Annotated in this window: 31 protein-coding genes; 30 read left to right on the plus strand and 1 reads right to left on the minus strand. The window is 58.8% G+C overall.

What is annotated here, in order from left to right; all coding sequences use genetic code 11:
* Positions 1-67: 67 nt before the first annotated feature.
* From WD823_RS01945 to WD823_RS02040, 20 genes are all read left to right on the plus strand, one after another.
* Positions 68-1,024: a copper resistance protein B gene (locus WD823_RS01945; RefSeq protein ID WP_368427838.1), complete on the plus strand. Its 957-nt coding sequence runs from the start codon at positions 68-70 to the stop codon at positions 1,022-1,024.
* A gap of 156 nt (positions 1,025-1,180) precedes the next feature.
* Positions 1,181-1,639, plus strand: a complete 459-nt coding sequence (locus WD823_RS01950; protein ID WP_368427786.1) for a cytochrome c — start codon at positions 1,181-1,183, stop codon at positions 1,637-1,639.
* Positions 1,640-1,799: 160 nt separating this feature from the next.
* Entirely contained in the window at positions 1,800-2,339 is a 540-nt protein-coding gene (locus WD823_RS01955) for a DUF302 domain-containing protein (protein WP_368427787.1), read from the plus strand.
* 420 nt (positions 2,340-2,759) lie between these two features.
* Positions 2,760-3,209, plus strand: coding sequence for a hypothetical protein (locus WD823_RS01960; RefSeq protein WP_368427788.1), 450 nt, complete (start codon positions 2,760-2,762; stop codon positions 3,207-3,209).
* A gap of 131 nt (positions 3,210-3,340) precedes the next feature.
* Positions 3,341-3,763, plus strand: coding sequence for a MerR family transcriptional regulator (locus WD823_RS01965; RefSeq protein ID WP_368427789.1), 423 nt, complete (start codon positions 3,341-3,343; stop codon positions 3,761-3,763).
* 190 nt (positions 3,764-3,953) lie between these two features.
* Entirely contained in the window at positions 3,954-4,598 is a 645-nt protein-coding gene (locus WD823_RS01970) for a Spy/CpxP family protein refolding chaperone (protein ID WP_368427790.1), read from the plus strand.
* Positions 4,599-4,651: 53 nt separating this feature from the next.
* Positions 4,652-4,903 carry an SHOCT domain-containing protein gene (locus WD823_RS01975; RefSeq protein ID WP_368427791.1) on the plus strand — a complete coding sequence of 84 codons (252 nt, stop codon included), beginning with the start codon at positions 4,652-4,654 and terminating at the stop codon, positions 4,901-4,903.
* 61 nt (positions 4,904-4,964) lie between these two features.
* Positions 4,965-5,339 (plus strand): NfeD family protein, encoded by a 375-nt coding sequence (locus WD823_RS01980; protein ID WP_368427792.1) that lies wholly within the window; start codon positions 4,965-4,967, stop codon positions 5,337-5,339.
* A 29-nt stretch (positions 5,340-5,368) separates the two neighbouring features.
* On the plus strand, positions 5,369-5,824 hold the full coding sequence (locus WD823_RS01985; protein ID WP_368427793.1) for a hypothetical protein: 456 nt from the start codon (positions 5,369-5,371) through the stop codon (positions 5,822-5,824).
* 1 nt (position 5,825) lies between these two features.
* Positions 5,826-6,293: a hypothetical protein gene (locus WD823_RS01990; RefSeq protein WP_368427794.1), complete on the plus strand. Its 468-nt coding sequence runs from the start codon at positions 5,826-5,828 to the stop codon at positions 6,291-6,293.
* Positions 6,294-6,406: 113 nt separating this feature from the next.
* Positions 6,407-8,836, plus strand: a complete 2,430-nt coding sequence (locus WD823_RS01995; protein WP_368427795.1) for a heavy metal translocating P-type ATPase — start codon at positions 6,407-6,409, stop codon at positions 8,834-8,836.
* Between the two features lie 190 nt (positions 8,837-9,026).
* Positions 9,027-10,727 carry an alpha-glucan family phosphorylase gene (glgP, locus tag WD823_RS02000; protein ID WP_368427796.1) on the plus strand — a complete coding sequence of 567 codons (1,701 nt, stop codon included), beginning with the start codon at positions 9,027-9,029 and terminating at the stop codon, positions 10,725-10,727.
* A 190-nt stretch (positions 10,728-10,917) separates the two neighbouring features.
* Complete coding sequence (locus WD823_RS02005) at positions 10,918-11,493, plus strand: carboxymuconolactone decarboxylase family protein (RefSeq protein ID WP_368427797.1); 576 nt, start codon at positions 10,918-10,920, stop codon at positions 11,491-11,493.
* A 235-nt stretch (positions 11,494-11,728) separates the two neighbouring features.
* Entirely contained in the window at positions 11,729-11,935 is a 207-nt protein-coding gene (locus tag WD823_RS02010) for an SAP domain-containing protein (RefSeq protein WP_368427798.1), read from the plus strand.
* Between the two features lie 40 nt (positions 11,936-11,975).
* Complete coding sequence (locus WD823_RS02015) at positions 11,976-12,116, plus strand: hypothetical protein (protein WP_368427799.1); 141 nt, start codon at positions 11,976-11,978, stop codon at positions 12,114-12,116.
* Between the two features lie 18 nt (positions 12,117-12,134).
* Complete coding sequence (locus WD823_RS02020) at positions 12,135-12,371, plus strand: DUF2933 domain-containing protein (protein WP_368427800.1); 237 nt, start codon at positions 12,135-12,137, stop codon at positions 12,369-12,371.
* Positions 12,361-13,020 carry an isoprenylcysteine carboxylmethyltransferase family protein gene (locus tag WD823_RS02025; protein ID WP_368427801.1) on the plus strand — a complete coding sequence of 220 codons (660 nt, stop codon included), beginning with the start codon at positions 12,361-12,363 and terminating at the stop codon, positions 13,018-13,020. The genes WD823_RS02020 and WD823_RS02025 overlap by 11 nt, the downstream gene beginning before the upstream one ends.
* Before the next feature lie 162 nt (positions 13,021-13,182).
* Positions 13,183-13,404, plus strand: a complete 222-nt coding sequence (locus tag WD823_RS02030) for a hypothetical protein (protein WP_368427802.1) — start codon at positions 13,183-13,185, stop codon at positions 13,402-13,404.
* A gap of 174 nt (positions 13,405-13,578) precedes the next feature.
* Positions 13,579-13,782 carry a YHS domain-containing protein gene (locus tag WD823_RS02035; protein WP_368427803.1) on the plus strand — a complete coding sequence of 68 codons (204 nt, stop codon included), beginning with the start codon at positions 13,579-13,581 and terminating at the stop codon, positions 13,780-13,782.
* 604 nt (positions 13,783-14,386) lie between these two features.
* Entirely contained in the window at positions 14,387-14,806 is a 420-nt protein-coding gene (locus WD823_RS02040) for a c-type cytochrome domain-containing protein (protein WP_368427804.1), read from the plus strand.
* A gap of 33 nt (positions 14,807-14,839) precedes the next feature.
* On the opposite strand, the gene WD823_RS02045 is transcribed toward WD823_RS02040, so the two are convergent.
* The gene (locus tag WD823_RS02045) at positions 14,840-14,974 is read right to left on the minus strand and encodes a hypothetical protein (RefSeq protein ID WP_368427805.1); all 135 of its coding nucleotides are present in this window, start codon (positions 14,972-14,974) and stop codon (positions 14,840-14,842) included.
* 516 nt (positions 14,975-15,490) lie between these two features.
* Here WD823_RS02045 and WD823_RS02050 point away from each other — a divergent pair.
* From WD823_RS02050 to WD823_RS02095, 10 genes are all read left to right on the plus strand, one after another.
* The gene (locus tag WD823_RS02050; RefSeq protein WP_368427806.1) at positions 15,491-16,468 is read left to right on the plus strand and encodes a DmsE family decaheme c-type cytochrome; all 978 of its coding nucleotides are present in this window, start codon (positions 15,491-15,493) and stop codon (positions 16,466-16,468) included.
* Between the two features lie 22 nt (positions 16,469-16,490).
* Positions 16,491-18,506 (plus strand): MtrB/PioB family decaheme-associated outer membrane protein, encoded by a 2,016-nt coding sequence (locus tag WD823_RS02055; protein WP_368427807.1) that lies wholly within the window; start codon positions 16,491-16,493, stop codon positions 18,504-18,506.
* Between the two features lie 608 nt (positions 18,507-19,114).
* A complete protein-coding gene (locus WD823_RS02060) occupies positions 19,115-19,804 on the plus strand; it encodes a hypothetical protein (protein ID WP_368427808.1) in 690 nt (229 codons plus the stop codon).
* Positions 19,805-19,876: 72 nt separating this feature from the next.
* On the plus strand, positions 19,877-20,566 hold the full coding sequence (gene rpe / locus WD823_RS02065) for a ribulose-phosphate 3-epimerase (RefSeq protein ID WP_368427809.1): 690 nt from the start codon (positions 19,877-19,879) through the stop codon (positions 20,564-20,566).
* Positions 20,566-21,276, plus strand: coding sequence for a phosphoglycolate phosphatase (locus tag WD823_RS02070; protein ID WP_368427810.1), 711 nt, complete (start codon positions 20,566-20,568; stop codon positions 21,274-21,276). Before rpe ends, WD823_RS02070 begins: the two co-directional genes overlap by 1 nt.
* Positions 21,277-21,389: 113 nt before the next feature.
* Positions 21,390-22,886 carry an anthranilate synthase component I gene (gene trpE / locus WD823_RS02075; RefSeq protein WP_368427811.1) on the plus strand — a complete coding sequence of 499 codons (1,497 nt, stop codon included), beginning with the start codon at positions 21,390-21,392 and terminating at the stop codon, positions 22,884-22,886.
* Between the two features lie 2 nt (positions 22,887-22,888).
* Entirely contained in the window at positions 22,889-23,467 is a 579-nt protein-coding gene (locus WD823_RS02080) for an aminodeoxychorismate/anthranilate synthase component II (RefSeq protein ID WP_368427812.1), read from the plus strand.
* A 2-nt stretch (positions 23,468-23,469) separates the two neighbouring features.
* Positions 23,470-24,495, plus strand: coding sequence for an anthranilate phosphoribosyltransferase (trpD, locus tag WD823_RS02085; protein WP_368427813.1), 1,026 nt, complete (start codon positions 23,470-23,472; stop codon positions 24,493-24,495).
* Positions 24,492-25,319 (plus strand): indole-3-glycerol phosphate synthase TrpC, encoded by an 828-nt coding sequence (gene trpC / locus WD823_RS02090; RefSeq protein ID WP_368427814.1) that lies wholly within the window; start codon positions 24,492-24,494, stop codon positions 25,317-25,319. The genes trpD and trpC overlap by 4 nt, the downstream gene beginning before the upstream one ends.
* Positions 25,316-25,735 carry an OsmC family protein gene (locus tag WD823_RS02095; RefSeq protein ID WP_368427815.1) on the plus strand — a complete coding sequence of 140 codons (420 nt, stop codon included), beginning with the start codon at positions 25,316-25,318 and terminating at the stop codon, positions 25,733-25,735. Before trpC ends, WD823_RS02095 begins: the two co-directional genes overlap by 4 nt.
* Positions 25,736-25,741 lie beyond the last annotated feature (6 nt).

Here is a 25,741-nt window from a genome sequence, read left to right on the forward strand (position 1 = left end):
ATGTGTGCAATGCGCTGACGGAGGTGGTGGCATGAATGCGGTACATCGAACAACGGAGAACGAAATGATGAATAGCAGAACGATTTTTATCGCCGCCGTGACGCTGTTCGGGATTTCCAGCGCGTGGGCGCAGGAACCGACGGCCCCGCCGATGCCGGAAATGGACCATAGCGACGTACAGGGACGTACAAGTGTCGCGGAAGACAGGATGTCGGGAGCGACCAAGATGGATCACGGCACCAAGTCAGGGACGGCACCGACTGCAGACCAAGACATGGGTGGCATGGATCACGGTTCCATGCAGGGCGGTTCGGCCCCGCCCGACGCCCGCGACCCGCATGCCTATTCCGGGGGCTATACCCTCGATCCGGCCCGGCCGCTGCGGATGGCGGACGAGCACAATTTCGGATCGCTGTGGATGGATCGGCTGGAAAGGGTGCGCACGCGCGACAACTCGTCCACGGTCTATGACCTGCAGGCCTGGTTTGGCCGGACATACGACCGCGCCGTACTCAAAGCCGAAGGTGACGTGGATGACGGCAAGCTCCAGGACGCCCACTCGCAGCTACTATGGGGGCATGCGGTGACGGCTTATTGGGATACGCAACTGGGCGTGCGCCATGACAGCGGCGAAGCGCCGAGCCGAACCTGGCTGGCCTTCGGCGTCCAGGGTTTGGCTCCCTACTGGTTTGAAATGGATATCACTGGTTTCGCCGGAGAGCAGGGTCGCACGGCGCTGAGCGTCGAGGCGGAATACGAACTGCTGTTGACGCAGAAGCTCGTCCTGCAACCCCGAATAGAAGCCAATTTCTACGGCAAGCGCGATACCGCGCGTGAGACCGGCTCCGGCTTATCCGACCTGACGGCCGGCCTGCGTTTGCGGTATGAAGTCCGGCGTGAATTCGCCCCTTACCTCGGGGTCGAGCGGGTCGGGAATTTCGGCGGTACCGCCGATTTTATCCGTGCGGCGGGAAAACGGACAAATGAAACGCGCATCATGGGAGGCTTGCGCTTCTGGTTCTGAAACTCGGGAGATGGTAAGTAAACTTTGGAAATTCTTAAAGCTAATTCAGTTCTCGTCGGTGCCCGTGGAAGTCAGCCAGCTCGCCGGCTTGATTTTAATTAAACGTCATCCCGATTATCATAACTGGCAAGCCACACGTGCGCTGGTGTCCAAAGCATGAAACTGATCATGGCTATCGTGATGTTTGCGTTGCTGATCAGTTCCTGCGGCAAGCAAAAACCGGAAACCCCGACCGGCGCGGAATCCGACTCCGCCCATGACCGGCGTTTTTCTCCCGAGAGCCTGGTCCGCGGGGCGCGCCTGTATCAGGAGCATTGCGCGCTCTGCCATGGCCCGGAGGCGCAGGGCCATCCGGACTGGAGCAACCCCAAGGTTGTCGCCGCTCCTCCGCTGAACGGTACCGGCAATGCATGGAAGCGCCGCAAGCAGGAAATGATCGCGATCATCAAAAAAGGGGCAAGTCGCCACGGAACCGCCGTCATGCCGGGTTGGAGCGGAAGACTGAGCGAGAGCGATATCGGCGATATTATCAATTGGTATCAAGCCTTATGGCCGCCGGATGTCTATGACCGCTGGCGCGAAGCCACGGTACAATCTGCCTTGCCGGAAAGCTGAGCGGCCGGTCGATTTTAATCGCAGCAGTTATCCCAAGGAGACCCGCTAATGGGCATTGCCATCTGGATCATTGTCATTTTGGTGATCGCCGCGCTGATCAAATATCTGCTGAGCGACGCGGGAAAGAAGTGATCTGTTTAAACAAAAGCAAGGAGTAATCATGTACGGATTCAATATAATGTTACAGGACAGTTTCGACAACACGGTCAAGCGCGTCACCGAGGCGCTCAAGAGTGAAGGCTTTGATGCGCGCCATCCCTGGCGCGCACCCCTTCGGGGCGCGCTGAAGCGCGTCCAATTCTGCTCCCGGCAGAATTGTGGCGTCTTGACCGATATCGACGTGCAGGCGACGATGAAGGCGAAGCTCAACGTCGACGGACCACCCTACCGCATCCTCGGCGCGTGCAATCCCCCACTTGCACACAAGGCCCTCACGGCCGATCCGGATATCGGCCTGCTGCTGCCCTGCAATGACGCGGACCTTCCATGGTCCGCGCCCTTCGGGCGCGCGACGCGCGCCCAATTTCGTTCCCGACGAAATTGTGTGGTGGTGCGCGAGCAGCCGGATAAAAAGATCAACGTGGGATTCATGGATCCGATTGCGGTTTTGAAGCTCACCGGTGATCCCATGGTCACGACCCTGGCAAAAGAAGTGCGCGGAAAGCTCGAGCGCGTACGGGACAAGTTAGTCGGGAAATAATTTTATCGCCGCAGACTGACGTTGAGACGGTTCGGTGGTAAAGGGGCGAGCCCGCGTTGGTTATCCTCGCCGCGGGCATTGCGACTTTGCTGCAATGGCTGATGGCATCAATCCTCATGATTTTGTATTTCTGGACAGTGTAGTGAATCGATATATACCCGAGGTTCCTCTCATTTTTTCTCGTGTATTGCCTGGCAAGAGCTGTTATTTTCTGGCCAAGGACTGGAAACGAACGGAATAAGGGACTTTTGGCGTCTTTTTGCCAAATATCGCCCATAAGCAGAACTGTTAATTTTGACGCATGTCAAAGTAATGAACCGGGAAGGTTTGTAACCTACGGTGTCAGATACTGGCGTTAACTTATCTCGTTATGATTTCCATACCTGCGAGGGTCAAAACGATCCTGATTGAGCATCGGCGATGAAAATCGGCGGACAGCTACAAGCCGTTCATGGCAACGGGCGCGGAACGCGGGTTACAGCGTCGATGATGGTTATGTTGCTGTCCATATTATTAATAGCCATAGGTTTCCAGCCCTGCTGCGAATTATCTCCATCTATAGGAAAATTAGCGAAGCACAGTCGAGCATCAGCTGTTACCCCTGCTGGAATTAGCCATAACCATGTTTTCTCTAACTGTGTTTCTGACAAGTCGCAAGATTACTGCGGTCATGGCGCAAACACTGGTCCAGCTTTAGCCAAAGCCGCGCCGGCGATTGTTGAATATACTTCTTCATCTGATGGCGGTGCCTACGCCGTTATCTCGTCGTTAACTTTTGCTTCTGCTACGCGTAATGTTTTGACGTCGGTTTATTCTATTTCTGCCCCGCCTTTCCGGCTTTATCTGCGTTACCTGCATCTTCTGATCTGATATTCACCGCTCCACCGGATAATTCCGGGCGGAGAGCGACCGGTTACGCCACAAGACCAGGACGGATGTAAGCGTTGTTCAAGAAATTTATTGTGTCTGGACAACATGAAGTTTTACACGAGGAATCAATCATGATGACGGTAAGCGAATTTTCGATGCAAGGCGGCGTTCCTTCCCATGTGATCCGTTTTTACAGCCGTATCGGCTTGCTAAATCCGGCGCGCGATCCGGATAACGGGTACAAGTTGTTCTCGCGCTCGGATATCAGCCGGTTACACTTCATACGCCAGGCCCAAAGCCTGGGTTATACCTTGGACGAAATCGGCGAAATCCTCGCGACTTGCAGCCACGGTCAGTCGCCGTGCGCCCGAGTCAGGCAAATTCTACGGCAGCGGATAAAAGAAAATCGCGGCAAGCTGGATGAGCTTATGACGTTGCAGAAACGGATGGAACATGCCTTGGCCAGTTGGGAGCGGATGCCAGACCATAAACCGCAGGGTGAGTCGCGGTGCCACTTGATTGAATCAACAGAAGTTACGCCAATGAACGCTTGACATGTGTGCAGCGCACAGCCCTGATGATTATGCTCAGCGTGTTTACCGACGGACGGGAATGAATGAAAGATCTTTCCACTGTCGAAGATTGAAGGAAAGATCCGCAGCACCTGGATTGGATAACACCAAGCAAGAGGAAAAATTTGTGTGGCTGGTTTTCATTTAACTATTGTTCAAAAGGAGATGTGTGATGCATAAATCGATGATTCCGAGATTGGCGAGTCTGGTATTCGCGGCGGCACTGACGGCATCCGCGGCGACCATCTGGGCCGCTGGTACCGATAATGTGACATGCGGCTATGGCCCGGGCCCCGGTATGATGGGCGGCGGTCACGGCGGCATGGGTCCCGGCATGGGAATGATGGGCGGGATGATGGGCATGGGCCAGGGCATGATGGGTGGTCACGGCGGCATGGGCATGATGGGCCCCGGTATGATGGGCTTAGGCCCGCTGGGAAGTTTGGATCTTTCCGACGAGCAGCGTACCAAGATCAACAAAATCAGCGACACTCAACAGCAGCAACACTGGGCCATCATGGGCAAGATGATGGAAGGGCAAAATAAGCTGCGCGACCTATACGCCGCCGACAAGCCGGATCCGAAAAAAGTCGGCGCGGTGTACGGCGAGATTGGTAAGCTGCAGCAGCAGATGATCGAGTCGCATGTTCAAGCGACAAACCAGATGCAGGATATCTTGACCAAAGAGCAACGGGATCAGCTCCGTCAGTGGCATCGTGGTGGAAGGGGCACGGGCGAGGGACCGCGCGGTCCGGCGGGTGGCCAGCGCGGCACCATGGGCCCCGGGAACATGCCTGGTAACATGATGGGACGCTGAAGTCCGACCGCTCCCCGGATTTCTGGGGAGCGGATTTCATCCGGAGGTGAGTCATGGGCAATTGGGGTTGGGATCACATGGGTAACGGCATGGGCTGGGGCATGGGTTTCGGCGGGATTTTCATGATCCTGTTCTGGGTGGTGATCATCGCGGCTGCTGTCGTGCTCGCGCGGTGGCTGTTCGGTGGTTCCGGACAGGGCGACAAATCCGGCGGGAAATCCGCGCTCGATGTCCTTAAGGAAAGATATGCAAGCGGTGCCATTGGCCGCGAGGAATTCGAGCAGAAAAAGCGCGATCTCGGGTGATGGGGAATCACACGCCGGATAAAACCTCGACCGTGTTCTGTTGGGCGAGAGCGGAGGCAGTATGTGTCACCTGATATTGGCGCTGCCGGTGCTGGGTCTGGCAGCATTCTGGTTGTGGTCCATGCCCGTCGCGATAGCGGTGTATGCGGGTATTTTCCTTTTATCCCTGTCGCTTTATTACTTCATCTTTCTGGCCATGCGGCGACCGGTGGTGACTGGGACGGAAGCAATCCTTCAGGGAACCGGCAAAGTCATCGAGGTGCATGGGCACAGGGTACGCGTCCGGGTGCAGAGCGAGATTTGGAACGCCGAGTCACTGGATAAGCTGCGTGCCGGGGATCGGGTAAGCATTATGGGCGTGAATGGTTTGGTGCTGCGTGTGCGGCGCCTTAGCGGTGGCCGAAATGCGAACATCGCATCAGCCGTTTCCAGGTGAAGTGCTCGATTGAACCCAGGAGGATGGAATTGCAGACTCTCATTAAACCAGGACTGATCGGTACACTTGCATGTGTACTGCTGCTCGCCGTTTATTTTTCCGTGCTGACCCTGGTCTCTGGCTGGGAGTTCACGCTCACGCAATTCACGATGTACTGGTACTTCATTGTGACGCTTGCGGTTGGTTTCGGCGTGCAGATCGGTTTGTACACTCATCTCAGGCGCATCACCTCCCATACCGACGCTTCGGGCAAGGTCGTGACCGTCTCCGGGGCCACGTCCACCGGGTCGATGATCGCCTGCTGCGCCCACTATCTGACCAATGTGCTGCCCGTGCTGGGTGCGACCGGGGTGGTGGCACTGGTGGCGCAATACCAGACCCAGCTTTTCTGGGTGGGTTTGGCGTTTAACCTGGCCGGAGTGGTCTACGTCGGTAACAAGGCCGTTCAGGCATCGAGGCATATGGCATTGATGGAGGGACACTGACATGAGAGATATCCATTTGCACCGAAGCGGAGTTGTTATCGCGCTGGTAATCGGGCTTGCGGGAGCGGTGTTTTCAGCACTGGATCCACTGTGGCACGGAAGCGCGTTCGCGGCCACGCCGGCCGGTACCCGGGCGATCCCGGCAGCGCAGACTAACCGCGAAGGCGCTGTTACCGTCAAAATCACGCCGCGCAACCTCGCACCGGATGCCGCCAGCTGGGAATTCGAGATTATACTGGATACCCACACTCAGGCGCTGAATCAGGACATGTCCCGCTCCGCTGTCCTGATTGATGCTGCGGGCAAATCACACCCCGCCGTCGGCTGGGAAGGCGATCCGCCGGGCGCCCATCATCGTCGCGGCGTGCTGCGCTTCCAGCCACTGCCGGGCAAGCAAGCCGCGGTGGAACTCCGTGTTACGGGCATCGGCGGAGTTGAGGTGCGGAAGTTTCGCTGGCAGCTTGAGTAGTCCAGTCGTCCCTGTCTGGTGTTGGCAAGGTTACGGCCGAGCGGTTTGACCTGCGCGTCACACGCGGGTTTAAAATTAAAATCAAGTTGAGAGGATTTCTTTAAATAAACCTTATGGACAAAGAGACGATCACGATCTCCGATCCGGTATGTGGCATGACGGTCGAACCCGGTCGCGCGGCGGCCAAGGCCGAGCATGAAGGCCGCGTTTACTATTTCTGTTCGACCCACTGTCATGACAAATTCATTGACGAGCCTGAGCGTTACCTCGGTGCAGGCGGAGGTGCGGGCAAGACGGCGGCGGTGGCAGGCAAGGGCGTGATCTACACCTGCCCGATGCATCCGGAGGTCCGGCAGGAAGGGCCGGGCGACTGTCCCGAGTGCGGCATGGCGCTCGAGCCGGCCGGTGCGCCGGCGTTAACGACTAAAACCGAGTATGTCTGTCCGATGCATCCGCAGATCGTGCGCGATGAGCCGGGCGAGTGCCCGATCTGCGGCATGGCGCTCGAGCCGCGCACAGTCACGATGGAAGAAGAGGAAAGCCCCGAACTGCGCGACATGACGCGCCGCTTCTGGGCCAGCGCCGTGCTGGCTGTCCCGGTATTCCTCAGCGCAATGGCGGCGGAGTTCTGGCCGGAGGCGATGGCGCAGCTCATTCACCCGCGCCTGCGCCAGTGGTTGGAGCTGGTCGTGGCGACACCGGCCGTGGTCTGGGGCGGCTGGATTTTTTACGTGCGTGCCTGGCGCTCGGTCGTGACCTGGAATCTCAACATGTTTACGCTGATCGGCCTGGGCGTGGCGATCGCCTGGGCCTACAGCGTGGTGGCCACGGTCGCGCCGGGGATCTTCCCCGCCTCGGTGAAGATGGCGGCGGGGCAGGTGCCGGTGTATTTCGAGGCCGCGGCCGTGATCACCGCGCTGGTGCTGCTCGGCCAAGTGCTGGAGTTGCGCGCCCGCTCACGCACCAGCGCCGCCATCAAGATGTTGCTCGGGCTCGCGCCCAAGACCGCGCGCGTGGTGCGCGAGGACGGCGCCGAGGAGGACATCCCGCTCGAGCAGGTCAAGCCCGGCGACCGGTTGCGCGTGCGCCCTGGCGAGAAAATCCCGGTGGACGGCGTCGTGCTCGAAGGCGGCAGCGCGGTGGACGAGTCGATGGTGACCGGCGAGCCCATGCCGGTGACGAAACAGAGCGGGGACAAGCTCATTGGCGCCACCGTCAACGGCACCGGCGGTCTGCTGATGCGCGCGGAGAAGGTCGGCACCGACACGCTGCTGGCGCAGATCGTGCGCATGGTGGCGGAGGCGCAGCGGTCGCGTGCGCCGATCCAGAAGCTGGTCGATATCGTCGCCGGCTACTTCGTCCCGGCGGTGGTGATCATCGCCGTGCTCACGCTGATCGTCTGGGGTTTTTGGGGGCCGGAGCCGCGCCTGGCGCACGCCGTCATCAATGCCGTGGCCGTGCTCATCATCGCCTGCCCCTGTGCATTGGGACTGGCGACGCCGATGTCGATCATGGTCGGCACCGGCCGCGGCGCCACCATGGGCGTGCTGATCAAGAACGCCGAGGCGCTGGAGATCCTGTGCAAGATCGACACGCTGGTCGTCGACAAGACCGGCACGCTCACCGAAGGCAAGCCCAAACTCGTCGCGGTCGAACCGGCGCCGGGCTTCGAGGCAGAGACCGTGCTGCGCTTGGCAGCGAGCCTGGAGCAGGCGAGCGAACATCCGCTGGCGGCAGCGATCGTGCGCGGCGCCAAGGATCGCAAGCTGGCGCTCGCGTCGCCGGAAGACTTCGATTCGCGGACCGGCCGCGGTGTGATCGGCAAAGTCGAGGGCAAGGCGGTGGCCCTCGGCAACCGCAAGCTGCTGGAGGAATTGGGCATCGACGCCGCGGCCATGCTGGCGCGCGCGGACGCCCTGCGCCAGGAAGGACAGACCGTCATGTACCTGGCGATCGACGGCAAGCCCGGCGGCCTGATCGGCGTAGCCGATCCGATCAAGGATTCGACGCCGGAGGCGTTGGAGGTATTGCACTGGGAAGGCGTGCAAGTCGTAATGCTCACCGGCGACAACCGCACCACCGCCCAGGCGGTGGCCGCGAAGCTCGGCATCGACCAGGTGCAGGCCGAGGTGCTGCCGGAGCAGAAGGCGGAGATCGTCAAGAAACTACAAGCCGAAGGGCGCAAGGTGGCGATGGCGGGTGACGGCATCAACGACGCGCCGGCGCTCGCGCAGGCGCAGGTGGGCATCGCCATGGGCACCGGCACCGACGTCGCCATGGAGAGCGCCGGGGTGACGCTGGTCAAGGGCGACCTGCGCGGCATCGCCCGCGCTCGGCGGCTGTCGCGCGCAACCATGCGCAACATCCGCGAGAACCTGTTCTTCGCCTTTATCTATAACAGCCTGGGCGTGCCGGTCGCGGCCGGCGTCCTCTATCCCTTCTTCGGCCTGTTACTTTCGCCCATCATCGCTGCGGCGGCCATGAGCTTCAGCTCGGTGTCGGTCGTCACGAACGCATTGCGGTTGCGGCGGATCAGGATGTAGGTGAAGGATGTATGCATGGTCAACGCACAAGTCTTCGTATCGCGCTATGCGTAATCGTCATGGTGGCCGCGCATGAAGGAGATGGATCAGTAATACCGGCAATCGTTCGGCGTTGTTGGTCATACTGACGGCTGTTTTTGCCTGAATGAGTCACGCCGGCTTGCGTTGGTGACCGGCTGGAGAGCAACCGATGCACGCTGAATTCATTCACGAAGATCGCATCGCCTATTTCACGATGGAAATCGCACTGCGCAATGAAATTCCCACCTACAGCGGGGGCTTGGGGGTGCTTGCCGGCGATACCGTGCGCACCGGTGCCGACCTGGAACTGCCGCTGGTGACGGTTACCCTCGTCAGCCGCGCCGGCTATTTCCGCCAGGAGATCGACGCGCAGGGTCGGCAGGTGGAGCACCCGAACCCGTGGGACCCCGGCCGCTTCGCCACGCCGCTCGAAGCCAAGATCGCGGTATCCATCGAGGGGCGCGAAGTCTGGGTGCGCGGCTGGCTCTATATATTAAAAGATCACATGAACGGCCGCGAGCCGGTCATCCTGCTGGACACGGATCTCGATGAAAACCGTGCCGACGACCGGGAGATCACGCATTATCTTTACGGCGGCGACACAACCTACCGGCTGAAGCAGGAGATCGTGCTCGGTATCGGTGGCGTGCGCATGTTGCAGGCGCTGGGATTCAGCGTGCGCCAGTATCACATGAACGAAGGGCACTCCGCGCTGCTCGCGCTGGAACTGCTGCGACGCTATGCCTACTCGCCCGAGGATGTACGCTCCGGCGAATCGCCCTATGACATTCCGCGTGTGCGCGAGCTGTGCAATTTCACCACGCACACTCCGGTGGAGGCGGGGCACGACAAGTTTCCCTACGATCTGGTGCAGCGGGTCCTCGGCGATTACGTCGATCTGGCTGTCTTGAAGCGACTGGCCGGCGAAGACGCGCTCAATTTGACGTGCCTGGCTTTGAACTTGAGCGATTTTGTCAACGGCGTGGCCAAGCGTCATGCCGAGGTCTCGCGTCAGTTCTTCCCTGGCTATCGTGTCCATGCCGTGACCAACGGAGTGCATCCTTACCTCTGGACTTGCCCAAGCTTCATTAAGCTCTACGATGCCCATCTCCCCGGCTGGTGCCACGAACCCGAGTTGCTGGTGCGCGCCGACCGCATTGCGGATGCCGCCATCTGGGGGGCGCATGTCGAGGCGAGAAATCGATTGATCGAGAAGGTGAAGGCGTTGACCGGTGTCGGCCTGCATCCCAAAGTTCCGATCCTCGGCTTCGCTCGGCGCATGACCGCTTACAAGCGCGCGGATCTGCTGTTTTCCGATCTCGAACGCCTCAAGTCCATCGCGCGGCAGCGGTCATTTCAACTGGTGCTGGCCGGCAAGGCCCATCCGCGCGACGGCGGCGGCAAGCAACTGATTGAAACGCTGCATCGTCACATGCATGAACTCAGCGACGTGATCCGCATTGCCTATCTGCCGGACTATGACATGGATATCGCGCTGGCGATGGTCGCCGGCGTGGATGTCTGGCTCAACACGCCGCTCAAGCCGCTGGAGGCTTCCGGCACCAGCGGCATGAAGGCGGCGTTCAACGGCGTGCCATCCCTGAGCGTGCTGGACGGATGGTGGATCGAGGGTTGCATCGAGGGTGTGACCGGCTGGTCCGTGGGTGATTCCGCGCAGTCCGCCGACGGCGCGGACGCGGCGTCGCTGTATGACAAGCTGGAGCACGTGGTCCTGCCGCTGTATTACGGCTATGCCGGCGACCAGGCCGCGTGGATCGCGGTGATGAAAGGCGCGATCTGCAAGAGCGCCTCGTTTTTCAACAGTCATCGCATGATGCGCCGCTATGCCACCGAGGCATATATCCGCTAGAGGCGTATATCTGCTAGCACAAACGCTGCGGTAAAACGGCGCCCACACTGGGACGATTGCAGGCATCGATTGGTTCAGGTGGCTCCATCGCGTCTTCCTGGAAAACGGTCAACGCGACTGCGCCACGTAACATACGCCGGCATCACCTCATCCAGGGTGATACCGGCTTGATTCCCAGGAGGTGGTCACCATGCCCGTCATCGTTACGCCGGCAAATCATCGTTTCCCGTGGTACGTGCGGTTGTTCTTCTGGAACCAGCGGCGGCGTTACGGCGCGGTGCTGGAGCCCGCCCGCCTGTGGGGACGCACGCCCAAGGTGTTCATCGCCGTGGCGCTGCTCTTCGGCGCCCTCGATCGCCGCGCATCGCCGATTGAACCGCGGCTGCGCGCGCTCATTACGGTACGGGTATCGCAGATCAACTGGTGCGCCTTCTGCGTCGACATCAACTCATCCCTGGTGCTGAAACGCGGGGGCAATCCGGCCCGGCTCGCCGCGCTGGATCGATTTGAGTCGAGTGACCTGTTCACCGAGCAGGAGAAGGCGGCGCTCGCGTACGCGGAAGCGGTCACCTTTTCAAATCGCAGGCCCACGGCGGAACACTTCGCGCGGCTGCGGCGCCATTTCGACGATGACGCCATTATCGAGCTGACCGGGCTGATCGCGTTTCAGAATCTCTCGAGCAAGTTCAACGCCGCCCTGGGTGTTGAAGCGCAGGGATTCTGCACGGCGGCACCGCAACCAAAAGAACGGAATCAGACAACTTGACGCCTGGGTTAATGGTCGGATCGGGTGATGGTGTCCCTTGGTACCGACCCAGATCGAATGACCACGGAGTGTAGACTAGACCTGTACGCGACACTCAGGTTTTAGGATAAACCGGTTTCAATTTACCACGTCATGATTTTTTTCCGGTACGGTGGGAACGGATTGCGGCGCTGAATATCTAATCTGAAAAATAGCCGACAGAAAACGGAAGGATCAGACACAGGAGGGCGTCGCGATGAACTTACAGGAGGTGCGGGACAAGGCGTCTGCGCTGGGTATCGATCATGGCTGGAGCACCCCGATGCCGGTTCTGATCAGGGCCATCCAACGGCACGAAGGGAGTTCCTCCTGTTTTGGCACGGACGAACGTTATACCTGCCTGAACTTCCAATGTCCGTGGCGCGCGGATTGCCTGAAACCGATCGCCGAATGGATGCGATGAATTATGGGCGCTTCAATAAAGCCGCGCACGGAGTATCGCCATGACTGAAAACCAACCGTCAGGGTCGGGCCCGTGGTGGTATTCGAAATCGGGCCTGGTGCTGCTGGCCTTCGCCGCGATCGCCGCCTTTTTTGGTCACCGAACACCGGGCGCTGTGGCGCGCCGGCAGTTCGTCGAATGAATCCACGAGGAGGGCACCATGAATCACGAGCACCCGCATCGACCCGAACCCTTCTGGCGCTCGCGCACGGGCTGGATATTTCTGACCTTTCTCGCCATCGCCGTCTATTTTCTGGTTATGGAACACAAGGCGCATCTGTCCGGGCTTCTTTACTACCTGCCGTTCCTGCTGCTTCTCGCCTGCCCGCTGCTGCATTTCTTCGGACACGGCGGGCATGGCGGCGAATCACGCAAAGGAGACGATCATGAGCACTGATACCGGTGTTCCCGACTACGGCCTCTGGACACTGGTCGTGATCAACTCGGCCGTGTTCATCATCTTTCTCTACAGCTTCGCCAAGCCGCAAACGACGCGTGACTGGCGCTCCTTCGGCGCCATCTCGGCGTTCCTGGTGGCGCTGTTCACCGAGATGTACGGCTTTCCACTGACGATTTATCTTCTTTCAGGCTGGCTGCAAAGCCGTTATCCTGGCGTGGACTGGTTCGCGCACGACGCCGGTCACCTGCTCGAGACGCTGTTCGGCTGGAAGGCCAACCCGCATTTCGGGCCGTTTCATATGCTCAGTATGGTTTTCATCGCTGGCGGTTTCTGGCTGCTGGCCGCGGCATGGCGTGTGCTGTACGCGGCGCAGGCGGCGCACACCCTTGCCACTACCGGCCCTTACGCGCGCATCCGCCATCCGCAATACGTGGCCTTCGTGCTCATCATGCTCGGTTTTCTCGTGCAGTGGCCGACAATCCTGACGCTGGCCATGTTCCCGGTGCTGGTCTACATGTACGTGCGCTTGGCGCGACGCGAGGAGCGCGAAGTCGAGCGCGAGTTCGGCACGGAGTACCGGCGCTACGCGGCGTGCACGCCGGCGTTCTTTCCACGCCTCTCGTCATGGCAGGAAACCGTGACATAATTGCCGTGTGTGAGATGGCAAACACGGGAGGCGGAATGTAGTTTGGTCCTGAATGGCCTGCGCTATTGACCTGTGCGTGGCACACATGTTGTATATTGAACTACGTTTGAGGATTCATGAATTGATTAACGAGTCGGGCAGTCAATGCAAGGAGGGCGTGTCATGAGTGGGCAATATATGAAAATGTTTCTCGCCGCAACAGCGGTTGTGTTCATGGCTGGGTGTACGAATATTGGCGAATCCGTGGAGAACGCCGGGTACTTCAAGCAAGCGCGTGATCGTTCCGAGGCACTGCAAAAGCAGTTGCGGGAACGCGTGATGCATACCCAGATTGATCAGGAAAGACCCGCGCACCAGACGGAAGGCTACTTAACGCCTGGCTGATATTCGCTATCCGAGCCGGACCGGACGTGTGTTCAAGAATATCCAACGCTGACCAGTGCGGTGGTTCAACTGTAGCATTTTGTCACTGACACGCATGTCGTGTGATCGGTGGGGGTCTGCTGCAGCGTACCCAACGGCGGGAAAGGCGAGCGCAGGAAACCTGAGGAGGACTTTATGGCAACAGACCCTGTATGCAACATGGCCGTTGAACCCGACAAGGCGGTAGACAAGGCCGAATATCAGGGAACCAATTATTACTTCTGTTCCCACGACTGCCACAAGGCATTTACCGCTGAACCGGAAAAATATGCGCCTAAGAATGATACGCGGAATCCGCCTGCCATCGGCGCTGCTCGCGTCGGGCACCGGTCCCATTGAGACCATCGGCGACAACGGTGCGTGTTCTCCCGCGCGCAGTGAGATGCCAGCAAGTCAGCCGGTGTCGCTTCGCTTCCTGCGCCAGGATCCGAGTTCTGCGCGGAAAAGTCACTGTTCGATGACATGGGGCGGTGAGTGCCGATCTCCCGGTGGGTAAACCTCGGGACGTGACGGTGACACTGCCAAAATCCGGTGAATACGAATAAACCTGCTGGTTGCGCAGGTACCGCGGTATGCGGGTAGCGCGTTAGCAATCCGATATGAAAAAGCGGAGTGACAACCCCGCGCTCATTCTGTCGGAGGATTTGGATATTACCGAACTTGTGTGCCTTTACGTTCCGGGACCGCGAGGCAAATCACGACGGTCGAACCGGCATCCTTTCTTTTTTTGTTTTACCGGATTTCACGGGTACCAGGGGATCAGTGATATATATGATAGAAATACCGCTGACCGTGAATCGTGTTACTAATACAAAAATTCAGTTTCAACCCAGGCGATGGTTTACTGTACTGGCTTGACTGCAATATTTTGATATTCCTCAATGACAAGCCGGGTGTATCCAGACTATAAGATATTGAGGTATCCTGCGTTGCGGAGGGATATATGGATACCAGGATTTCATTCATCGTTGTAGCCGGAATACTCGCGGTTTCAGCCACGGGTTGCACCCGGGACGTAAGCTTCAAAGCGGATGTGTATCCGGTACTGAGCCGGAATTGCCTTGCCTGTCACAAGCCCGGAGGCGAGGGTTACGCCGCGAGTGGCCTGAGCATGGAAAATCATGAGATGCTGATGAAGGGCACTAAATTCGGCCCCGTAATCGTGCCGGGCTCGAGCTTGAACAGTTCCTTGGTCCTTCTGATCGAACACAAAGCTGACCCCTCCATCAGTATGCCGAAACCCCGGAAGGATTTGACCGGGAAATCCCGGGCACATCTGTTGGCATGGTCTAGCGAACAACTCTCGACGGATGAGATCGGCCTGATCAAAAAATGGATTGACCAGGGTGCGAAGAACAACTGATACGACAGGGGTATTGATTCAGACTTGAAGTTATCAAATATCTTGAGTTGAAACAGGACTAAAACGCAGCTGGCCGTTTTCAACGCGTGGCAGTAATTCGACGTTTTCGAATCGCGGCCGTGGCCGCACCGGTTTATCCTCGGTTTTATTTCCTTTCTTGAAATCCATGTCGAGTAATCAGCGGCATGAAACAGGTCGGCGTCGGAGCGGTCTGGGCTAAAAGAATGACGATTTTCGGCACACGCGCGGGCCGTCGTCAATAAACGCTCGATGCATTTTTTTACGAATTTTTATCGCTTGGCATCGCCCATGCGGTAGCCACCGGTTCATCGGGTTACCCTGGTTTCACAAGGCGAAAACTCGTCGGCATTCATTACAAGCCACGGGTTTATTTCAATTATCGGCACGAAAGTCGGTGGAAACTTTTTTCATATCAGAAATTGATCTGCATCAATGTCGGAAATTCCCACGTTGCTATTCTGGTATTAGTATTTAAGGTACCAACCCGGTTGTCCGCGAGGTGGCGTATGAAGATATATCAGTCTGTGTTTCCTCGATCAAGGCGGGCGGAATTCGTCAAGGCCGAGAAATGAGCGCGTCACGACAACCAGATCGCCGTTATCAGCGAAATACCCGGTTTCATGAAATTATTTTTTGCTTCGCAATCGTCACTGGAGAACGGACATGAATCTTTTTTCTATGCAGGCAGCGCGCGGCAGGGTCGAGGGACACATGAAATCGTCAACAAAGTGGCGACTATCGATCGTTCTTCTGCTATGGGGGGTCACGGGTTTAATTGAGCCGGCGGTTGCTGAGGACCAGCCAGCCAAGGAAGTCAAACCGGTCTGCACCACGTGTCATGTCGATACCGTGGAGGGCCCGATCCTATCCATGCGCAAGACCCGCCATGGTGTGAAGGCCGATGAGCGCACACCTACCTGCACCAACTGCCATGGGACTAGTGAGGCGCATATAGCGAGCATCATCTCGGGTCAGCAGGATAAAGTGAAACCCGACCGCACGTTCACCAAAAACTCCACCACACCGGTCGATGTCCGCAATCAGACGTGTTTGACCTGCCATCAGGGTGGAAAACGCATCCACTGGTCGATGAGCGCGCATTCGGCGAACGACGTGGCCTGCGCCACATGCCACCAGGTTCACGCAGTCCAAGACAAGGTACGCGACAAACACACCCAGACCGAAGTGTGCTTCACCTGTCACAAGGATAAGCGTGCGGAGATCAGGCGGCCTTCGCGTCATCCTATCCTCGAAGGCAAGGTGGCCTGTTCCGATTGCCATAACCCGCATGGTACCGCCGGGGAAAAACAACTGGTCCGCGACAATGTGAATGATACCTGCTACGCCTGCCACATGGAAAAGCGTGGCCCGTTTGTGCGCACCCATCAGCCGGTGCAGGAGAACTGCGCCATTTGCCATAACCCCCACGGGTCGACGTTGCCCAATCTGCTTAGGGTGCGCCCGCCGTATCTCTGCCAGGAGTGCCACGAGCCGACCAGCCACCGTGGCAACATCGGTTCGCTCACCGGGACCAGCACCAGCGCGAATCTGGCGGCGCGGGGTTGCTTGAATTGCCACACCAATATTCATGGCACCAACAATCCGGCGGATATTTCCAATGAACGTACCTTCCGGCGTTAGTCGATATATGGGGTAAACGATCATGAATACTCTGACGCACAAAGTTATCTCACCGATCGCCCTGGCCGCGGCCCTGCTTTTCGTGATCGGCCCGGGTCAAGCGGCCGAAGTCGATGAAGTTTCCGCTAAACCCGAGAGCACTATCAGTGTGGGAGCCGGCTACGTCTCCGACGATAACCGGCGCTTCGGCCAGTATACCGGTTTGCGTGACAACGGTTTTTACGGGTTAATCGATCTCGACATGGTCTTGCGGGACGATGACACCGGAACCTGGACGATGCTCGATGGTCGCAACCTGGGACTGCCCAATCGCGAGCTTCGCTTCGAGCACAACAAGCAAGGCGACTGGAAGTATTTCCTGGAGGTCGACCAGACCCCCCGTTACGAGCCGTTCCAGGCCACTACCGCCGTCTCCGGCATTGGCACGCCGGATTTGACCGTGCCTTCGGCCGCCACGGCCGGCGTACCCGTTGATCTGAAAACCAGGCGCGACACGGTTGGACTTGGATTCGGCAAACACCTTTCCAGAGAACTCGATATCCAAGTGCGTTTCCGGCAGCAGGAAAAGACCGGAGAACGGATTTTCGCGCGTGGCACGCCCGGAATTTTTCAATTCACTCCGGAACCGATCGACTCCACGACCCGCCAGATCGAGGCCACCGTCGGCTATACGGGAAAGCAACTGCAACTGTCCGGCGGCTATTACGGAACCGCGTACGATAATCACAATACCGCCTTGAACATCACCGAAACCGGAGGCTCGACCTCGCTGAGCGGGTTCACCCCGATCGGATTGCCGCCCGACAACGAATCACACCAGCTTTTCCTGGCCGGGGGCTACAGCTTCAGCAACACCACGCGGGGGACATTCAAGGCCGCCTACTCCCGGCTGACCCAGAACGACGCCTTCATCCTCCCATCCTTGCCGGGACGGACGGATTTAGGCGGCAAAATTGACGCGTCCTTGCTCCAGGCCGGCATAACCGCGCGCCCCATGCCCAAGCTGTCGCTGCTGGCCAATCTGCGTTACGAAAACCGCAGCGACAAGACGCCCGTGGAGGATTATTTCAGCGGTGCGAGCACCACGGCGACTGGCGAAAACGAACCGCGCTCCATCAAAACCATCGCGGGAAAGGTCGAGGCGAATTACGCTTTGCCCGCGGGATTCCGCCTGACCGGTGGCATCGAGCATGACATAAAGGATCGCAACTTTTCGGCGGTTCGCGTCGTGAGCGCGCGGGAAGAAACCGAGGAAACGTCGTATCGGCTTGGACTGCGCCGCTCCATGTCGGAAACGGTTACCGGCAGCCTGACTTACATTCACAGCAACCGCACAGGGTCCGATTTTCTGACGACCGTTTTGACCACCGGTGCCGCGGGCAGCAATCTCATTGCGCCGGTGCATCTGGCCGACCGCGATCGCGATAAAGTTCGCTTGACAATGAACTGGATGCCGAGCGAACCGTTGTCGTTCCAGTTGATGACGGACTACGCCGAAGACGACTATTCTTCGCGCACCGCGGCGGATCTGGGTATCCGAAAAGGCAAGGCGGAGAACTACGCACTCGACGCGACCTACGTGTTTTCGGATACGTGGCAGGGAAGCGCGTGGATTTCCCAAAACAAAAATCGGATCGACCAGGCAACGAGTACCTCGGGTGGACAGCTTTGGTTCGCGGCCCTCCGCAGCACCGGCGATGCGTTCGGCCTGAGTCTGCTCAACAAACCGACAAAAAAACTCGAGCTGGGGGCGGAGCTTCAATACGCCAGCTACAACGACAAGTTTGGCCAGGAGGCCATCACCGGCGCCGCCATCACGTCACCGCCCGATATCAATACCCAAATCACCGGCCTGCAATTGACGGCCAAGTACGCGCTTCAGAAGAATATGGGTGTCCGGGTGGTTTACGGGTATCAGCGCTGGAGCACGGATGATTGGACCTGGGCCACCTGGACATATCTCGACGGCACGCAACTGATGGAGGATTTGGATAAGCGGGTTCACTTTATCGGCACCTCTGTCTATTACAACTGGTGATGGCGACAGGTGGACTGGCGCGTGCTGCTACAGGGCGGGAGCGGAGACGATCGATGCTGACAGGATTCCGGCTCACGATCGGAGCGGATGGCATCAACCAAGGCGGCGTGGATTGTTAGTTTGGCGGGGGGCTTCATCGGGGTCATTGTCTGGTGCTGTTGGTTATATCAGCCGCCAGTGACGATCACTATCTGACCACAACCTATCGAACGTAATCTCCTTCAGTAATCATTATTGTGGAGGAGGAAATCTATGTTAACCGTAGATTGCCTCGGCCATTTGCCTAAGGTCTTGCCGCCGCGATTCCTTTAATTCATCACGAAAGTCACGATTGTTGTCGCGCAACTCCGTTTTGTCATCCCTCAGTTCACGTTGTTCTGCTCCATGACTACTAAATCGCTAATCAGAACCGTTATTAATTTTTAAATTAACGAATGAACTATCGGATTGTTTTCGAATTTACGCGCCCGTTTTCGCATCACTAGATAGGCAAAAATAAACGTTTAGGATCAGCAAGCTAGCACCAACAACGTCATGGGTGCCGGGCATATACCCCGAGTCGTGAAAGGAAGAAGATTTCTTGTGACGATCATATTATTCTCTGCCGTATGACATCACTCCGTGAACTTTCACTCGAGGATTTGCGCGCCCGCGCGGTGAAAACATTTCGCCGGGGAGGCGGTTCGCGCCCCGATGTGCTGCTCATCAGAGCGGGCAATGAGCAAGCCGTCCTGAAGGATTACAGCCGGGCCGATCCCTGGTTCGGACGTTTGGTGGGCCCGCTGTCGATACGCCGGGAGTCGCGCGCACTCAAGCAACTCGAAGGAGTCCAAGGCGTGCCGCGGTTGCTGCGAATCGTGGGACACAACGCGTTGTTGCTGGAGTACATTCCGGGCACGAGCGCGCGCGAGGTCCCGGCCGGCGGATTGCCGCCACAATTCTTCGAGAGATTTTACCGGCTGGTGGACCGGCTGCATGAATTCGGCGTGGCCCATTGCGATTTGCGCAGCGAGGGAAACATCCTGGTGGGCGCCGATGGCGAACCGCACGCGGTGGATTTCACGGCGCACTTCCGCCGCGGACGCGAATGGAACCTGGCGGCCCGTTGGATTTACGGGAAATTCTGTGAGGCCGACCGGGTGGCTGTCGCGCGCCTTAAGAACAGCCGCGCCCCGGAATTATTGACCGAAACCGAGAAGCAGGCGCTCGCCCGCGACCGCAATACGTGGCTGGAAAAAACGGCGCGATATGTCGGCAAGAGCGTGCGGAACATCAGCCGGTTCTTGTTGACGCGTTGACGTCATTCCGGGCAGGGATAACGGAAAACCGGCACGTGGCTTTCTTCCTCGCGGCAGTTACAATTTGAAACCATGCGTGAATACCTGATTGCCGCATCCATCCTTTCGGCTGATTTTGCCCGCTTGGGCGAGGAAGTTGACAACGTGCTCGCCTCGGGCGCCGACATGGTGCATTTCGACGTGATGGACAATCATTACGTGCCGAACCTGACCGTTGGCCCGCTGGTTTGCGAGGCATTGCGCAAGCATGGCGTGAAAGCCACCATTGACGTGCACCTGATGGTAAAACCGGTGGATCGCATCATTCCCGACTTCGCCGAGGCCGGCGCGACTTATATTACGTTTCATCCGGAAGCCACCGGACACATCGATCGCAGCCTGCAGCTGGTGCGTGACTCGGGTTGCCGTTCCGGCCTCGTGTTCAACCCGGCCACCCCGATCGACTATTTGAATTACGTGGTGGACAAGGTCGACATGGTGCTGCTCATGTCGGTGAATCCGGGTTTCGCCGGCCAGAGTTTCATTCACTCGTCACTCGCCAAGCTGCGCGCGGTCAGAAAGGTCATCGATGCCAGCGGGCGAAAAATTCGCCTCGAGATTGACGGTGGCGTGAAACTTGAAAATATCCGCGAGATTGCCGAAGCCGGCGCCGATACCTTTGTCGCCGGCTCGGCGATCTTCAGTGCCGGCAACAGCACCGACCCCCGGCGCTACAATTCCGTCATCCAGGCTATGCGCAACGAGCTCGCCAAGGCCAAATAGTGATTACTCCCGCCGCCCGCAACCGGGGTGTTTTCCCCCTGACCGTGAGGATGGTCATGATCGATCTCGACGGCACGCTGATCGATACCGTGCCGGATCTGGCCGTGGCGGCGAATCGGATGCTCGCCGATATCGGCCGGCCCGCCCGGGCCACGGCGTTGCTTCGCTCCTGGGTCGGTAGCGGCATGCTGCGTTTCGTGAAGCGTTCGCTCACCGGCGAGATGCAGGCTGAGCCGGAGCCCAAACTCTTCGAGCAGGCGCTCGGTTTGTTCCGCCGGCATTACGCCGCGGCCGTTTCCGACTTGAGCCGGCCCTATCCGGGCGCGGTGGATGCGTTGGTGCGGCTACAGGACCAGGGGTTCGCGCTCGCCTGCATCACCAACAAGGCCGAATCTTTTACCTTGCCGCTCCTCAGGAATCTCGGCTTGTCCCATTACTTCAAGCTGGTGCTGTCGGGCGACAGTTTGCCGGCGCAGAAACCCGATCCGCTTCCGCTGCGGTATGCCTGTGAGTATTTCGGCATCTCTGCCTCGCAGGCGGTTATCGTCGGCGATTCAGCCAATGACGTCCTGGCGGCGCGGGCGGCGGGCATGCCTGTCATTTGCGTCACTTATGGCTATAATCACGGTCAATCCATCCGTGAATCGCACCCGGACGCGTTGGTGGATTCGCTGCTGGAATTGCCGACATACCTGCAGCTGGATGCTTGAACGACACCCATGAGACACGACATACGTAAATGGCAGGACGCGCGCGGGTGGTGGCCTTGGGCCGCCAGCCGTGATGCTGTCCGACCATTTAACCGGTGATCTCATGGTGATTCATGCCGCTAAGCAAAAAAGAATTCGATAACTACGCCACCCTTGGTTTCAATCGCATCCCCCTGATGCGCGAGGTCCTGGCGGACCTCGATACTCCCCTCAGCGTTTACCTCAAGCTGGCGCGCGGGCCGTATTCCTATCTGTTTGAATCCGTGCAAGGCGGCGAAAAATGGGGCCGTTATTCCATCATCGGTCTGCCGGCGCGGACGCGGCTCATGGTTTTTGGCCATGAGATGAAAGTGGAAAAGGATAGCCAAACCATCCAGCACGAAACCGTGCCCGATCCGCTCGCGGCCGTGCGCCGGTTCCAGGCCCAGTACACCGTGCCCGAAATGGCCGGACTCCCGCGTTTCACCGGCGGCCTCGTCGGCTACTTCGGTTACGAGACCGTGCGTTACATCGAACCCCGGCTCGGCCCGATGGCCAAGCCGGACGCCATCGGGGCGCCGGATATCCTGCTTACGGTGTCGGACGAGGTGGTCGTGTTCGACAATCTGAAAGGCAAGATTTACGTGGTGATCCACGTGAACCCGGCCATCGGTGACGCCTTCAACAAGGCCAGTGCCCGGCTGGATGAACTGGTGGCGAAACTGGGCACAACACCGTCGCGGGCGGTTTCACCACCCAGCATCAATTCCGTGAATGAGACCGATTTTGTCTCCGCGTTCAGCCAGGAGGGGTTTGAACAAGCGGTAACGCGCGCGCTCGAATACATCCGCGCCGGAGATATCATGCAGGTGGTGCTGTCGCAGCGCCTCGCGATTCCTTTCACGGCCGCCCCCATAGATCTTTACCGTTCGCTGCGCACGCTCAATCCATCGCCATACATGTATTTCATGGATCTCAAGGAATTCCAGATTGTCGGCTCCTCGCCGGAGATTCTCGTGCGCCTGGAAGACGGTCAGGTGACCGTGCGACCGATCGCCGGAACACGCCCGCGCGGGGCGACCGACGCCGAAGATCAGGCGTTGGAACAGGAACTGCTCGCCGACCCCAAGGAGCGCGCCGAGCACATCATGCTGGTGGATCTCGGTCGCAACGACGTCGGCCGGGTGGCCAGGGAGGGCAGCGTTCAGGTCTCCGACAGGATGGTCATCGAACGTTACTCCCACGTCATGCATATCGTTTCCAACGTGACGGGCACGCTGAAACCCGGCATGGACGCGATCGACGTGTTGCGCGCCACCTTTCCGGCCGGTACCGTGAGCGGCGCCCCCAAGGTGCGCGCCATGGAAATCATCGAGGAACTCGAACCGACGCGCCGCGGCGTTTATTCCGGCGCAGTCGGATACATCTCGTGGTCCGGCAACATGGACACCGCCATTGCGATCCGCACCGCGGTAATCAAGAATGGCCGGTTGTACATTCAGGCCGGCGCCGGCATCGTGGCCGACTCCAACCCGCGCAATGAATGGAATGAAACCATGAACAAGGCGCGCGCCATTTTTCGCGCCGTGACCATGGCCTCCGCCGGCTTTAATGGCCGGCCAGGAAATTGAACATGCTCTTGATGATCGATAACTACGACTCCTTCACCTACAACCTGGTGCAGTACCTGGGCGAACTTGGGGAAGACGTGCAGGTATACCGCAACGACCAGGTCACGGTGGCGGAAATCGAGACACTCAATCCGGACCACATTGTTATCTCGCCGGGGCCGTGCACGCCGAATGAGGCCGGGGTGTCGGTGGAGACGATCAAGCAGCTTGGTGGCAAAATCCCCATCCTGGGCGTGTGCCTGGGCCATCAAAGCATCGGTCAGGCCTACGGCGGCAAAATTGTGCGCGCCAAACAATTAATGCACGGCAAGACGTCGATGATCCACCACCTCGGCAAAAACGCGTTTGCCGGGTTGCCCAATCCGTTTGAGGCCACGCGTTACCATTCGCTGGTGATCGAGCGCGCCAGCGCGCCGGACGTTCTCGAGATTACCGCCTGGACCGAGGACGGGGAAATCATGGGCGTGCGGCACAAGACCTTGCCGGTTGAAGGCGTGCAGTTTCATCCGGAATCGATCCTGACGCAACACGGTCACGACTTGCTCCGTAACTTTCTTACCCAGAACCGCAGGGAGCATTGATCATGGATCTGCCATCCGCCATCCGCGCCGTGATTGAGCGGCGAAATCTTTCCGGGGACGAGATGCGCGCGGTGATGCGCCGCATCATGACCGGACAGGCAACGCCCGCGCAGATCGGCGGTTTTCTTGTCGGATTGCGCGTTAAAGGCGAGACCGTCGAGGAAATCACCGCCGCCGCCGGCGTCATGCGTGAGCTGGCCACGCCGGTCAACGTCAGCGGCCCGCATGTCGTGGATACGTGCGGAACCGGGGGTGACGGCGCCGGCACCTTCAATATCTCAACCGCGGCGGCTTTCGTCGTGGCCGCGGCCGGTGGCAAGGTGGCCAAGCACGGGAATCGTTCGGTCTCAAGCAAATCCGGCAGCGCCGATGTGCTGGAAACCGCGGGCGTGAACCTCGACCTCACTCCGGAACAGGTCGCGCGCTGTATCGATGAAGTGGGTGTCGGTTTCCTGTTCGCGCCCAAACATCACGGGGCGATGAAACACGCGATCGGCCCGCGGCGCGAGATGGGGGTGCGCACGATTTTCAACCTTCTTGGTCCGCTCACCAATCCGGCCAACGCGCCCAACCAGGTTCTGGGCGTGTTTTCGGATCAGTGGGTGGAACCGCTGGCTGAAGTTTTGCAGCGACTCGGCAGCCGGCATGTGCTGGTAGTGCACGCGGAGGACGGGATGGACGAGATCAGCATCGGCGCCGACACGCGCGTGGGCGAGCTGAAGGACGGGCGGGTACGGGTTTTCACCATTCAGCCCGAGCAGTTCGGACTCAAACGCAGCGATATTTCGAAACTGGCGGTTTCCAGTCCGGCGGAGAGCCTCGCCATGGTGGAAAAGGCGTTGAAAAACGAGCCCGGTCCCGCGCGCGATATCGTGGCGCTCAACGCCGGGGCGGCGATTTACGTCTCCGGTCTGGCGCCGGACCTCGGTGCCGGGATCAAAACGGCGCTGGCCGTGCTGGCCAGCGGCGCGGCCGGGAAAAAATTGCTCGATCTGGTCGCGTTGAGTAACAAGCTCGCGCAAAAATGAACGACACACCGGATATCCTGCGCCGCATTCTCGCGCGCAAGGCGGAAGAAATTGCCGAGCGTAGCGGTCGTCTGCCGCTCAACGAACTGCGCCGGCAAGTCGAATCGGCGCCGACAACGCGCGGCTTCCTGCGCGCGATTCAGGCGCGGCTGGCCGGCGGTAATCCCGCGGTTATCGCCGAGATCAAGCGGGCCAGTCCCAGCCAGGGAATGTTGCGCGCCGATTTTCGGCCCGCCGAAATCGCGCGAAGTTATGAGCGCCATGGGGCCACCTGTCTGTCGGTGTTGACGGATGTGGATTTTTTTCAGGGACGCGATGCCCATCTTCAGGAAGCCCGCGCCGCTTGCCGCCTCCCGGTCCTGCGCAAGGATTTCACCGTCGAGGGCTATCAGGTGTATGAGGCGCGTGTGCTCGGCGCCGACGCGGTGCTGCTGATTGCCGCGGCGCTCGGCGATAATCGAATGCCTGAACTGGCGGCGCTCGCGGGCGAGCTTGGCATGGATGTCCTGATCGAGGTTCATGATGAGCGGGAGCTTGACCGCGCCCTGCGACTCCCTGCGCCTTTGATCGGTATTAACAACCGTGATTTACGCACGTTTCATACCACCCTGGAAACCACGCTCGGACTGATCAAGAAAATTCCGCCGGGTCGCGTCGTGATCGCGGAAAGCGGGATACACGCGCCGGAAGATGTAGAATTATTGCGGGCAGAAGGAGTCAACGCCTTTCTGGTGGGTGAGGCTTTTATGCGGGCGGAGGACCCGGGCATCAAGCTGCAGGAGTTGTTTAATACACCTCAAAAATTATCGGAGCGGAAGAGATGAAGGCAACGATCAAATGGACCGGAGACGTCGGTTTCTCCGGCACGACGGAAAGCGGGCACACCATCCTTATGGACGGGGCGTCGGAGGCCGGCGGGCGAAACAAGGGGTCACGGCCCATGGAAGTGGTGCTGATCGGAACGGGAGGCTGCACGGCATTTGATGTCGTGCATATTCTGCGCAAGTCGCGGCAGGAGATTACCGATTGCGTCGCCGAAGTGGAGGCGCAACGCGCGGAAACCGATCCCAAGGTTTTCACCCATATTCACATTCATTTCATCGTCAGCGGAAAGGACCTTGATCCTAAAAAGATTCAGCACGCGATCGAACTTTCCGCAGCCAAGTATTGTTCCGCCTCCATCATGCTCGCCAAGACGGCGAAGATCACGCATGATTTTGAAATGATCGATGCCAAGTGACCACGG

The organism is Sulfuricaulis sp., from assembly GCF_040901545.1.
GTDB lineage: Bacteria > Pseudomonadota > Gammaproteobacteria > Acidiferrobacterales > Sulfurifustaceae > Sulfuricaulis.